Raw genomic sequence first — 12472 nt, 5'->3', positions numbered from 1 at the left:
CCACCGAGGGTCCGTGCGCTGAGACACCCTTCGCTGTGGAGTCCCAGCCGGTGGTTGACGGCAGTTACACTTTCGTGGCGCTTGAACCCGGTTCTTACCGGCTTTACCTCGATGACCCTCGTCCGGACGGATCCAGCGTGAAGGGCACCTCTCAATGGGTGCCAGGCAAGGTCCTCAAGACCTCGGCGCAGATCGTAGCGGTTGAGGCGGGAGATACGGCGGTCGCGCCGAGCACCACAGCATTCCCGGCCAAGTCGTTTGCCGACGTTCCGCAGAAGTTGCAGTTCTCCGAGGAAATTTCCTGGTTGGCGTCTACCGGTATCAGTACAGGGTGGACTGATCCCAACGGAACGTCGACTTTCCGTCCGGTCACCCCCATCGCGAGGGATGCGATGGCCGCATTCATCTACCGTCTCGCGGGTTCACCTGACTACACGCCGCCCGAAATCTCTCCGTTCACCGACGTACCTAAAAGCAACGTGTACTACACGGCGATTTCCTGGCTCGCAGCGCAACGGATCAGCACCGGCTGGGCTCAAGAAGACGGAACGAGGCTTTTCCGGCCGCTGAGCCCGGTGGCTCGGGATGCGATGGCGGTCTTCCTATATCGGTTCGCTGAGCGGTCTGACCTTGAGAAGCCGGCGACATCGCCTTTCGCCGATGTGTCCGCTGACAACGTCTACATCAAAGAAATTTCCTGGCTGGCATCGACGGGAATCAGCGGAGGATGGAACGAAAGTAACGGCACCAAAACTTTCAAGCCCTACTCGGCGGTAAATCGTGACGCCATGGCTGCCTTCATGAATCGGTACGCGCTGATGATCAACACCCAGCCATAAATGCGTGTCACGCCTAATGGGGCCCAATCTAGAGATTGGTTGCTCGAGGTCTACACTTGATCCTGATCCTGATTGACACATTGCAACCTAGACACGTTGGGGGTGTACGTTGCGTATTTTATTGCTGACGCATTCTTATGCCCCGGAGCACAGCCCGCCGCAGAGAAGGTGGACACAGTTCGTCCGATCGTTCCGCGCCGCTGGCTGGGACGTCGATGTGGTTACACCGGTAGCGCATGCGCCCCACGGTCGGCGGACGTTGCCACGCAGCGTTGCGGGAAGGCCGTTCCTCTGTTCCCCGGGCGAGTATGGCGAACGAATCCGTAGGGTTCCGTTCCTCTGGCATCGGAACACTCGCTTGGGCCGGCTCGGCAACCACCTTTTTTCGGCAGGCTGTAGTGTGCCTGCTGCGCTAATCTCCAAGCGGCCCGACGTCGTTATTGTGACAGTGCCCAGTCTTCCGATCCTTGGGGCTGGTTATGTTGTCTCGAGAATTTTGAAGCGACCGCTGGTTGTCGATATGCGGGACGCATGGCCAGACATTGCTCGGGATGCACGGCTCGTGAAGGGCAGCGCCAAAGGGGTAGTCGAACGAATTATCATGGCCATCCAGGACCGGGCCGAATTGGTAGTCACTGTGACCCACGGCTTCGCTCGGACGTTGCGGGACCGAGGCCTGACGAACGTCGCAACCGTTACCAATGGAGTCGACCTCCATACCCTGGATAAACTTCAGCCGCGTCCACTGAAATCGGACCGGCTGGAGGTGCTTTATCTTGGGAACCATGGTGAGAGCCAACGGTTGGACGTGCCAATAAAGGCCGCCGCACTTGTCGGCAAGCAGATGCGTCTGACCATGGTGGGCAACGGAGTGCAGCGAGAGGGCCTGATGCGTCTGTCTCAGGAACTGAACGCACCCGTCGAATTTCACCAGCCAGTCCACGGTCCCGAGGTGATGGGGTTCTATGACCGGACCGATAGCTGCATCGTGTCTTTGCGGGACGACTGGAAATCCTTTGAGACCACCATTCCTTCCAAAACCTACGAAGTTTTGTCGTTGGGACGGCACATCACTGGCATCGTGTTGGGTGAGGCGCGGAAAATCCTTGAAGACGCAGAATCAGGTCACGTCGTTGCATCCTCGCCCGAGGACCTCGCTGAAATATGGAAGTCACTTCAAGCCGATCGATCGCTGCTTCAGGTGAACGGCGCCGGGCGTGCCTGGGTGGAAAACAACGCAGATGTAGAGACGTTAGCACAGAGCTATATCGATCTGTTGGCTGAGGTTGCTGGAGGTCCTCACCGGTGATGCCACTATCGGTGTTGCGTAATGCTCGGTTGTTAGGCGTCACAGTAATCCGTCACTTGGGAGACGACCCATTTCTGCTGTTTTTGCAAGTCTCGCGGAGACTGCCCAGCGGCATCGTTGATCGCGCGGCGGGGGTGGCGGCTCACCTGAATGGCGGGCCAGTAGTCCAGTCCTTGGCGGCACATCTTCGGGGAGACCAGTCGCGCACTCAAACTGTTTTGAAGGCGGCCCTATCCAACGGAAGTTCGGCTTTCCGGTCAGCTTTGCTGGCGGATGTTGCCCTCACCGCCGGGCATCCGTGCATGGCTGACGAGTTCCTCCTCCAAGCGCGGCTAGCCGGCGCTACGGATGTGAGCAGGACTGTTGCCCGAAAGCGATGGTTTGACGGCGATATGAGCGGCGCCATTGAGGAGCTGCAGTCTGCTGACCGATTCAGTGCCGCTGATCATCTTGCATCTGAGCGGAGGGTCTTTGAGGGGTGGACGCCCATGCTGACGGCAGTGAATGGGTATTCCCCCCTGCCGCAAACGGTGCTGCATGTTTTGACCAACTCTCTGCCGCACACGGGCAGCGGCTATGCCCAGCGCTCACATTCGATACTCAAGGCACAGCACGACGCCGGGTGGCACGTTCATGCTGCCACCCGTGTGGGTTATCCGGTGCAAGTGGGAAAGTTGTTCGCTGTGGACCTTGATCTCATTGATGGAGTGGCATACCACCGCTTGCTGCCTTCGCGACTCGCAAACGGGTTTGATGCCAGACTTCAGCAGCAGGCAGAAGAACTTCTGGCGCTGGCGTTACGGATCCGACCAACCGTGTTACACACAACTACACACTTTGTGAATGGTTTGGTGGTTCGCGAAGTCGCGCGGGTCCTCGGGATCCCCTGGGTCTACGAGGTTCGTGGTCAGTTGGCTGACACTTGGGCATCAAGTCGCAGTGATGCGGCAAAGAAGAGTGAACGCTATAGGCTCTTCACTGAAAGTGAAGCGCAGGTTATGCAAAGTGCCAACCTGGTGGTGACGTTGGGTGAGGCTATGAAGCAGGACATCGTGAGCAAGGGAGTAGATCCGCGCAAGGTTCTGTTGTGCCCTAACGCGGTTGGAGATGAGTATCTCGACGAGCCGATGGACTCACGGAGTGCGCGTAAGTTGATCGGGCTGCCTACCGACGGAGTGTATGTCGGCACGGTTAGCAGCATTGTTGACTATGAAGGGCTCGATGATCTACTGAGAGCATTCGCCGTCCTGGTGACTGATCATCCTGGATTACGCTGCCTGATTGTGGGGGATGGGGTAGCTTTACCGTCGCTGAAGACCCTGGCTCAGCAGCTTGGCGTGAGCGCCCTCGTGACGTTCACCGGCCGGGTGCCACGCGAGAAGGCTTGGCTTCATCATCAAGCTTTAGACATTTTTGTGCTGCCGCGGAAGGACCTTGAAGTGACTCGCGCGGTAACGCCATTGAAGCCAGTCGAGGCGATGGCCTGCTCCCGACCTGTGGTCGGTAGCAACTTACCGGCTCTTGCCGAAATTATCGTCGATGGAGTGACTGGGTGGCTTGTAGACCCCGAGGACATCGACTCCATGGTGGCAAGCGTTGCTCACCTGATCAGTTCACCATTGCACCGTCAAACCTTCGGAGAGAGCGGCCGAGAGAAGGTTCTATCCGAACGCACCTGGGTAGGCGGGGCGAGCAAATTGGCAGACGTTTATACGATGATGGGCAGTAGATTAAGTGGATGATGAAAATCAATCAACCCCGAAAACGACGAGAACGAAGACTGTGAATGTGTCTACCCGGGAAATGGTTCGAATTGGGGCACGCCCGGGGTTCTTTGATTATCTAGTTCAAATTTGGGATCACCGTGAGTTCATTATGTACGACGCGCGTGCACGGGTAAGTAGCGGTAATCGTAAGGATCGTTTGGGAAGCGCCTGGATGATCCTCAACCCCATTCTTAATGGGTTGACTTTCTACCTGATTTTCGGATTGCTTCTTCAGACCAGCCGTGGAATAGAAAACTTCATTGGATATCTGGTGATAGGAGTATTTCTTTTCCAGATCAGTGCCCGGGCAATTACCAACGGGGCGCGATCCATCCAGTCCAACCGCGCAGTCATCCAAGCCTTTAATTTTCCCCGTGCCACATTGCCCATCGCTGTGAACATGCGGGAGATTCTGGCTAGTGTTCCTGTACTGATTACGATGTTGGTACTCATACTTCTATTCCCCCCGGTCGAAGAGATCACCTGGCTGTGGATTTTGATACTCCCAGCCCTGTTCTTGCAGGCTGTTTTCAACCTTGGGGTAGGTTTAATACTTGCTCGAATCATTTCAAAAATAAACGATGTCACTCACCTGTTAACTTTCAGTTTACGAATATGGATGTATGCGTCAGCGGTGTTTTTTTCTTACGAGAGATTTATTGACAATCCCACCTTGCTGCGAATAGTCGAGTTGAATCCCCTATTTAATGTCCTCGATATTGTTCGGGATTCTCTTCTCTATGCGGTGCTACCCTCTTGGCAATCATGGGCAATTCTTTCCGCATGGGCCCTGACCGCTTTGATCGTCGGAATGGTTTTCTTCTGGAAGGCGGAGGAGTCCTATGGACGCGAGTGACCCATTCAGTGGAGACGCCACGGTGGTCATAGATCGCGCAAAAATGCACTACCGGGTGCCAACCACCGAGGCTCAGGCACGGCAAACCGGTGCGCTGCCTGGGAGGATTGCCAAGAAGGTCTTGGGGAGGTCACCTTTGGTGACGGTCTGCGCGCTAAACGAGATGTCGCTATTGGTTGAGCGGGGGGAATCTGTGGGTATCGTGGGCCGTAACGGCTCAGGTAAAAGTACCTTAATGCGACTCATCAGCGGCCAAAGTAATCCCACCTCAGGGGCTGTGTACGCGTCTAGCATCCCTGTCATGCTCGGTGTGAACGCAGCTCTAGTCCCCGAGCTCTCTGGTGACCACAACATAATTCTGGGATGTCTCGCCATGGGCCAGACAAGGGACCAGGTAAACCGCAACTTTGCGGCAATCGTCGAACTGTCCGGGTTGGAGAAGGCCATCCACCTTCCCATGCGGTCGTATTCTTCTGGTATGGCGTCGCGGCTTCGGTTCGCCATAGCAGCAAGCGTTGACCCGGAAATCCTGTTGATTGACGAAGCGTTGAATACCGGCGATGCCCAGTTCAAGGAGCGGAGCAAAGCTCGTATGAACGAATTGCGGGCGAATGCGGGCTCGGTTTTTTTGGTCAGCCATAGCCTTGGAACCATTAGAGATATGTGCTCCAGAGTTCTCTGGCTCGACGATGGTGACCTTCTGATGGATGGGGATCCCAAGACAACCACGGCTGCGTACGCGGATTTCACTAAACACCTATCCAAAGGAAACAACATCTCAGCTGAAAGGTTGCGCGAGGAAGCTCGTTCCTCAATTGCATTGACTGCAATTCAGGACTCTGGTTCTGGGCGGAGACGAGCATGAGGGGTAATTCGTCGGCATCCGTTACTAGCCTGCGGCAGGGCTTGTGGCACCTGCGGCGTGGCGGCATCGGCCAGCTAGCTCAGTGGCGGAGTAGGCAACGGGTGATGCGCCAACACGCAGTACCTGGGGGAGCGAGAGGTGCGGAGGGAATCTGGTTAGGAAAGGGTATTAAGCGCCGTCTCTCCTTCGGTGAAACGCCGATCTCCGCACGTGCGCCACGCCGTGAAGATCTGCGTGTCGGTGTAATCCTCGACGAATTTTCCACCACCGCATTTGCTTACGAATGGAGTCTGGTGGCCCTCGACCCGAAGGCCTGGCGTGTCCAGTTAGCCAAGGAGTCGCTTGATCTGGTCTTCATCGAGTCGGCGTGGTCCGGCAACAGTCGTCTCTGGCGTGGGAAGCTTACCGGTCCCAACGGTCCGGCTCCGGAGTATCGTGACCTGTTACAAGAATGCCGGAATTCGGGCGTTCCTACAGTCTTTTGGAACAAGGAGGATCCGCCTCATTATGAGGACTTCCTTTCCGCCGCCAGCTGCGCTGATTGGGTGTTTACTTCGGATGAAGGCAGGTTGGAGGCATACAGGAAGGATTTGGGACACGAACGGATTGCCGTCTTGCCATTCGCCGCCCAACCCGCTGTCCATAACCCGCTACGTCCGTCCCACGGGAGACATGCGAGAGATATTGCTTTTGCCGGTATGTACTTTGCCCATAAGTATCCGGAGCGTCGGATGCAGATGGAGTATTTACTCGGCGGTGCGCTCGATGCTTCGCGCAGCCTGCCGCTTGGGTTGGAGATTTTCTCAAGGATGCTCTTGGCAGGCAAAGATTATCAATTTCCTCAGCCGCTAAATTCTCGAGTTGTTGGCAGTCTTTCCTATGCCCAGATGCTGACTGCATACAAGGCGTACAAGGTATTCCTTAACGTCAATTCAGTGATTGATTCGTCCAGTATGTGTGCCCGACGGATCTTTGAGATCACGGCCTCGGGTACCCCGGTTGTTTCTTCGCCGAGCGCTGCTATTGGGGGCTTTTTTAATTCCGCCGAGGTGCCGGTGGCAGGAACACGCGGCGAGGCAATGCAGCTTTCTCGCGCACTGTCGAAAAATTCCGAGCTCAACGATCGGACCGCTCACCTTGCGCAGCGGCGGATCTGGAATGAACATACCTATGCCCATCGGGCTGAGTCCGTGCTCAGCGCGGTCATACCCCAACGGAGCAAGCCGGTCACGCGGCCACTAGTTTCTGCGCTGGTCTCCTCTATGCGTCCTCATCAATTCGAGCACGTGTGCAGGACAATAGGCGGACAAACGGGCGTCGACGTGCAGTTGATTCTTCTGGCGCATGGCCCGGAACTCCACTCCGAAGAGGTACGTGCCATGGCGCGAGAGTACGAGATTGCGGATGTGGTTTTGTTGGCTGAGCCGGCCAAAATCTCTCTTGGCAATTGCCTGAACTCCTGTGTCGAGGCGGCAGATGGGCGCGTGCTGGCAAAAATGGACGACGACGACCACTACGGCCCCAACTATCTTAGTGATCAGGTCTTTGCACTGGACTACTCGGGTGCCGACGTGGTCGGTAAACAGGCGCACTACATGCACCTCACTTCATCAAATGCGGTGCTACTACGCAACGGCTCCGCAGAGCATCGTTTCACCGACTTCGTTGCGGGACCCACCATAATGGCGTCGGCGGAGACGATGCGGAGCCTGCGATTTGAAGACGTGCGGATCGGTGAGGATACAGCTTTCCTTCGGCGGCTGATCGCTGCGGGAGGGACGGTTTACTCCGCAGATCGATACAACTATGTGCAAGTGCGGCGTGGTTCCGGACACACCTGGCAGATCGATGACTCTGAGCTGTTGGCATCATGCGATCTGAAATTCTACGGAAGGCCCAACGAACATGTTGACATCTAAACAGGAGCGAGCGGATTGCGTTGACGTAGTGGTTGTCGGCCTCGGATACATTGGTCTGCCGACCGCGGCGGTACTCGCGACCAATGGCCTGACCGTAATTGGTGTCGATACAAACCCCGACACAGTAAACGCAATCAATAAAGGTCTGGTTCCCTTTGTCGAACCGGACCTGGGTATTCATGTGGCCGGGGCGGTGAGCCAGTCTCGTCTCAGCGCGAGCATCAAGACCCCCAAAGCGCGCGCATATATAGTCGCTGTTCCCACGCCCTTCCTCGCGGACAAAAGCGCCGACCTGTCATTCATCGAGTCAGCGGCGCGCGGCATTGCCCCTCAGCTGGAGGGAGGGGAGCTCATTATTCTTGAGTCAACGTCGCCCCCCGGAACTACCCGACGCCTAGGTGAAATTTTCCTCGAGTTGCGGCCGGACCTCAGTCTGGACAGCGACGCAGGTCTCCCGGTCATCCACTTGGCGCACTGTCCCGAGCGGGTCCTACCGGGACGCATAATGATCGAGATAGTGACGAACGACAGGGTAATTGGTGGCCTCACCGAAGAAGCATCAGAAGCGGCCCGGGACCTGTACCTAACGTTTTGCCAGGGGAGCATCCATGTCACTGACGCGAAGACCGCTGAAATGAGTAAGCTGGTCGAGAATGCCTACCGCGACGTGAATATAGCCTTTGCAAACGAGCTAAGCGTGATCAGCGAAAATCTCAGCATTGACGTCTGGGAACTGATCCGGCTCGCCAACCATCACCCGCGGGTCAATATCCTCAAGCCGGGGCCCGGCGTGGGAGGCCACTGCATAGCCGTGGACCCATGGTTCATTGTGGCTGCGGATCCCATGCACTCAACCCTGATACGGACTGCGCGCGAGGTCAACGACGGTAAGCCGGCCCACGTCGTGAAGAAAATCATCGAACAAATCAACGGGATAGACACGCCGACGGTGGCGTGTCTTGGGCTGGCGTTCAAAGCTAACATTGACGACGTTCGGGAGTCACCGGCTATGGAAATTGTGCAGCTGCTGTCTGCGGCGGCTCCGCACGCACGCCTGCGGGTCGCGACGCCGCTGAGGAACGGGCGAACCCTCCCGCCAGAAGTGTCCGGGCTTCCGAACGTGGAGTGGAGTGAAACCCAGGACGCCGTAGACTCAGCCGATGTAGTCGCTCTACTCGTGGACCACGACCGATTCCGGGAGATACCAGTTGCCAGCCTGACGGGCAAGGGAATCGTGGATACACGAGGATTTTGGGGTAAAACTGCCCTGGCGGAGGCCGGACATTGACGATTTCCGGCCGCCCGAAGTTACCAAGCGGCAAATACTTCTCCTTGTCTTGGAGCCTTCCTCTGGTGCATGGCGGGCGAACCAGCGTGCTGCTTCACCGATCGAGAACCTTCTCCGTTGAAGGCGGCGTGCCCGTCGACATCCTCACGTTCGACAATTTCCGTGATTATGGAGAGATCCGGGGGGCGCTCCGCGAGCAGGGGAAGCTGGTGGACGGCGTGAACTTGAGAAACCTTTGGGAGGAATTGCCTGACATCGGCGCGGGATGGAGCAGGCCCGTAGCGTCACGCGACGGCGATTTCCATCCGTTGGTGTCCTCCGCGGAGACGACCGTAGAGCAGTCGGTCGGAGGACGGTCACAGATCCGCAGAACAGCGGACGGCGGACGCAAGATCATCCGGACCGATCACCTCCGGCCGGATGGAACACTGTTCCTCGCTGATGTAAGCGCGGAGGATCCAGATACATCTGGTGGCAAGCGAAGGATGATCCTTTGCAATCAGGCAGGGGAGCCCGTTGCTGAGTGGCGATCATCGTGGCAGCTCTACAGGTTCTGGCTTGATTACCTCGCTGACGGTGTGCGTTCACATTTTATTGTGGATAACAAGCATGTTGGCACGTTCATGGCAGGCTATTCGCGGTCACACGCTTCAGTAATTTACCAGGTTCATGACTCCCATCTGTCGAATGCCGCTCTGGGTCCCACCACGCCTCTTTCCGGCGCAGGCAATGTCCTGATCCCCAGGATTGATGCGTTCGATGGCGTGGTGGTTCTCACTCACCGACAGGCAGACGACATCCGGAAGAGGGTCGCCGACACCGGAAATATTCACGTCATTCCGAACAGTAGAAGCAGTCACCCAAGGGATACTGCAACGCAGGAGAGGGCCCGCAACAGTGCAGTGCTATTAGCCCAGTTGAGGCCTGTAAAGCAAATTCAGCAGGCTATTCAAGCTGTTCATATTGCCCGACGTCAGTTTAATGTTCCGGTCACTCTGGACATATACGGTGAAGGCACAGAGAAATACAATCTTGAGAATGTGATTGCTGGGAGAAATCTCTCGGAGTACGTCGCACTTAAGGGCCATACGCACGACACTCCCGCGGCATATGCGAGCAGTTCCTTTTCTCTGCTTACCAGTTCTTCAGAATCGTTCGGGTTGGTTATCGTCGAAAGCATGGCGGCGGGCTGCATCCCTATTGTGTATGACATCCACTATGGTCCGGAGTCGATCATTAACCACGGAGTGGATGGCTTCATCGTCGAGTATGGCAATGAGCAGGCTCTGGCCGAGACAATCGTCGAGTTCTGCCGGCTTCCGGAGGACCGGGTTTCTGAGATGAGGGCTGCAGCCATTTCCCGCGCTGCTGACTTTTCCGATGAAGCTGTCCTGACGCAGTGGGGCTCGGTTCTTGAGGCGGTGTGGAAGCGAAAAGGCTTCGTTGCCAAAGATTTCACGCTGGAGTTGCTCAACGCATCAAGTGCCATGTGGACCACCGGCGTCATCCAGCTCGACACGGAGCTTCGTCTGTCGGAGAACGCTTGGGCAGGGAATGACGCCGTGCCGCGCTTTCTGTGCAGACTCTCCGAGCGGGGAACAGAGGAGTACTTCCGAGCCGATGCCGACCGCCTGACCAGAAAGAACCAAGATGTGGTTAGTGTCTCGTTCAGCTTTAAGGACATAGCTTCCCGATTGCGGCTTCAGACTGTGTGGGACTTCGTCATTGAAGTCTACGTGGGCGCGGCGGTCCGCCGAGTCAGGGTGCGGGCAGATCTGAAACAGTTGGACGCTCAGTTTTACAGCACTGTTCATGGCAACCTTAGTATTCGGTCGGGTCTCCCGGAACCTGCCAGTGCGATCCCGTCCGTTGCGTCCCGTAGGATTGAATAGTGGAAAATCTACCAGTGGCAGCATCTAATCCGGCCCAATCGAAGCTGATTCCCGACGGTTACCATTGCGCTGTGACCTGGGGTATTCCTTTAGATTTTGGAGGCATGACCGAGGCAATGCTCCATAGGTCGCGAGCATTCGTCACGGAGGCAGGGCAGAATGTTGATGTCCTCACGTTCGCCTACGCCAATGATTATGCGGACATAGGCTGTGAGTTGTTTGCAGAGGGAAAGTTAATTCATGGGATGCGAGTGCGCAACCTATGGGACGAAATGTCTCAATTCCCTGACGAAATCCTTCATCAGGCGGTCAAAGCTAAAAGCGTGAAGGGAAAATTCGAACCGATTGGTCAAGACGGCGACTTCACGGAAGATCGATTCGATGGAATTCTTCGCCGACGGATGAGGCTCGGGGAGAGCAGGGAGACGACACTGCAGGTCGACTATTTGCGCCCGGACGGAAGCATATTCGTAAGCGATCGGCGGGACGTTGAAATAAAAGGCACAGTGGGCGGTCGAATCGTCACTCTATGTGATTCCCGCGGTGAAGCGGTTGTTTCGTGGAACCAAATCTGGCCGCTCTATTTGCTGTGGCTCGATGTTGTCGTGGCCGGCCGCGAGACATTCATGATTGTAGACAGCAAATCAACAGCTAACTTTATCAGCCGGTACCGGCGACCAAACGTAATCACTATGCACTTGGTGCACAACTCGCACATGGCTAGCGGAGCTGTGCCACCCCACGGTGAGCTGAGTCCGACCCGACGGTATGTGTTCGAGCGGCTTGGTTCATTCGATTCGGTGGTGTTTCTAACTCAGCAGCAAAAGGAGGATGTGGACACTCTGCTCGGTCGGCAGGAGAATACTTCGGTGATCCCCAACAGCCGGAGCTTGCCTGATGAGCCCTTCGTCCACTCGCCGCGGGAGATCGGTTCCGGAGTAGTTCTAGCTAGCCTGACCAAGAGAAAGAGATTGGGCCACGCCATTCGGGCGGTAGTTGAGGCGAGCGCTGGAGCTGACACGACTTTCACTCTTCAGATACACGGGCATGGTCCGGAGGCCGCCGCGTTGACGAAGCTGGTTCATGAGTCGAATCCGGAAGGCCAAGTTCAACTTATGGGCTACCACCCGGATGCGAAGGATCATTTCAAATCTGCGTCCTTTACCCTTCTCACAAGCACGCTCGAAGGCCAGGGTCTTGTGCTCATTGAGGCCATGAGTGTTGGTTGCATACCCATTTCCTACGACATCCCATACGGGCCTTCAGACTTTATTGAAGACGGTGTGAACGGATTCTTAGTGAAACCCGGCGATGTGTCAGGATTGGCGCAGGCAATCGTTCACCTAAGCCAACTCGATGCCTCCGCTGTGGTTTCAATGCGGAGAAATGCTCGCCAAACGGCGGAGCGATTCAGTGATATTTCTGCCACCGTGGGCTGGGGTCAAACGATGCGGGCGGCAATTGACCGCAAGTTGGAGCCATCCATCCCTACGCAAACGCAGAACGTTGCTATATAGCGTTGATGGTTGATGACAAAGGTCCATTTGTGGGCGGTCGATAGCTTGGTGTCAAGCGGTGGTAGCAACATTGTCGTTGAGTAGTTTGGTGAATACTTCTCGTGGTGTGAGGTAGCCCAGGGTGGTGCGGGGTCGGTCGTTGAGTTCGTCGGCGATGGCGTCGAGGTAGGGCTGGTGGCTGGTGATCTCGATGCCTTTGGGCAGGTACTCCCGGATGAGGC

General features: G+C 56.3%; 9 protein-coding genes and 1 pseudogene. 9 read left to right on the top strand and 1 reads right to left on the bottom strand.

Annotated features, from left to right (window positions below):
* The first annotated feature begins 74 nt into the window (after positions 1–74).
* From IWX62_RS12855 to IWX62_RS12815, 9 genes are all read left to right on the top strand, one after another.
* Positions 75–839 carry an S-layer homology domain-containing protein gene (locus IWX62_RS12855; protein ID WP_196841814.1) on the top strand — a complete coding sequence of 255 codons (765 nt, stop codon included), beginning with the start codon at positions 75–77 and terminating at the stop codon, positions 837–839.
* Positions 840–948: 109 nt separating this feature from the next.
* Positions 949–2148 carry a glycosyltransferase family 4 protein gene (locus IWX62_RS12850; protein ID WP_196841813.1) on the top strand — a complete coding sequence of 400 codons (1200 nt, stop codon included), beginning with the start codon at positions 949–951 and terminating at the stop codon, positions 2146–2148.
* 302 nt (positions 2149–2450) lie between these two features.
* Positions 2451–3890 carry a glycosyltransferase family 4 protein gene (locus tag IWX62_RS12845; RefSeq protein WP_333483415.1) on the top strand — a complete coding sequence of 480 codons (1440 nt, stop codon included), beginning with the start codon at positions 2451–2453 and terminating at the stop codon, positions 3888–3890.
* A gap of 46 nt (positions 3891–3936) precedes the next feature.
* On the top strand, positions 3937–4770 hold the full coding sequence (locus tag IWX62_RS12840) for an ABC transporter permease (RefSeq protein ID WP_333483414.1): 834 nt from the start codon (positions 3937–3939) through the stop codon (positions 4768–4770).
* Positions 4757–5635, top strand: coding sequence for an ABC transporter ATP-binding protein (locus tag IWX62_RS12835; RefSeq protein ID WP_196841812.1), 879 nt, complete (start codon positions 4757–4759; stop codon positions 5633–5635). Before IWX62_RS12840 ends, IWX62_RS12835 begins: the two co-directional genes overlap by 14 nt.
* A 104-nt stretch (positions 5636–5739) precedes the next feature.
* The gene (locus IWX62_RS12830; RefSeq protein WP_333483413.1) at positions 5740–7554 is read left to right on the top strand and encodes a glycosyltransferase family protein; all 1815 of its coding nucleotides are present in this window, start codon (positions 5740–5742) and stop codon (positions 7552–7554) included.
* Positions 7555–7582: 28 nt separating this feature from the next.
* Positions 7583–8842: a UDP-N-acetyl-D-mannosamine dehydrogenase gene (gene wecC, locus IWX62_RS12825; RefSeq protein WP_333483412.1), complete on the top strand. Its 1260-nt coding sequence runs from the start codon at positions 7583–7585 to the stop codon at positions 8840–8842.
* Positions 8839–10734 (top strand): glycosyltransferase, encoded by a 1896-nt coding sequence (locus tag IWX62_RS12820; protein WP_196841809.1) that lies wholly within the window; start codon positions 8839–8841, stop codon positions 10732–10734. Before wecC ends, IWX62_RS12820 begins: the two co-directional genes overlap by 4 nt.
* Entirely contained in the window at positions 10734–12251 is a 1518-nt protein-coding gene (locus tag IWX62_RS12815) for a glycosyltransferase (protein WP_196841808.1), read from the top strand. Before IWX62_RS12820 ends, IWX62_RS12815 begins: the two co-directional genes overlap by 1 nt.
* A gap of 51 nt (positions 12252–12302) precedes the next feature.
* Here IWX62_RS12815 and IWX62_RS12810 read toward each other — a convergent pair.
* A pseudogene (locus tag IWX62_RS12810) lies at positions 12303–12472 on the bottom strand (IS30 family transposase); the annotation flags it as partial.

Origin of the sequence: Arthrobacter sp. CAN_A1, from assembly GCF_015751665.1 — a bacterium.
Taxonomy (GTDB): domain Bacteria; phylum Actinomycetota; class Actinomycetes; order Actinomycetales; family Micrococcaceae; genus Arthrobacter_D.
Note: the sequence above shows the minus strand (reverse complement) of the source record. Positions and strands in the feature narration are given on the sequence as shown.